The 498-nt window shown below is 35.9% G+C and carries 1 protein-coding gene; it reads left to right on the top strand.

Annotation, left to right across the window (positions count from 1 at the left end; all coding sequences use genetic code 11):
- Positions 1-128: 128 nt before the first annotated feature.
- A partial coding sequence (locus tag SB717_RS33565; protein WP_410907123.1) for a RidA family protein occupies positions 129-498 on the top strand: 370 nt, incomplete at its 3' end.

The raw sequence follows: 498 nt of genomic DNA, 5'->3' as shown, positions 1-498 counted from the left end.
GTAGCCTCTCGAAGTGCTAAAAAAGGAGAAGAAGCCCTTTCTATAATAAGAAAGTGGTCACCTAAATCGATTTTTATTAAAATCGATGCTGCTATATAAATATTTTATAATTAAAGGAGGAGTTTTATATGTCAAGAAAGGCTTTTAATGCAGATGGAGCTGTTGCTGTTGGCCCATACTCACATGCAGTTGAATCAGGGGATTTACTATTTTTATCCGGGCAAACCCCTGTAGACTCACAGACTGGAAAGCTTGTAGAAGGTGATATTGTTAAACAGACAAAGCAATGCTTTAAGAACCTTTTTAATGTATTGGAAGCAGCTGGTTTAGTCCCTAACGATGTTAAAAAAGTAAATGTGTTTTTAACTAATATGGATAACTTTATAGCAATGAATGAAGTGTATGTACAACAATTTTCTGCACCATATCCTGCTCGTACAACTATAGGCGTAGCATCCCTACCTCTAGGTGCACAGATTGAAATAGAAATGATAGCTA

This window comes from Priestia sp. SIMBA_032 (assembly GCF_046535215.1).
In the GTDB taxonomy this organism is placed as follows: domain Bacteria; phylum Bacillota; class Bacilli; order Bacillales; family Bacillaceae_H; genus Priestia; species Priestia aryabhattai.
The sequence above is the reverse complement of the archived record's forward strand: the minus strand, read 5'-3'. Positions and strand labels throughout refer to the sequence as shown.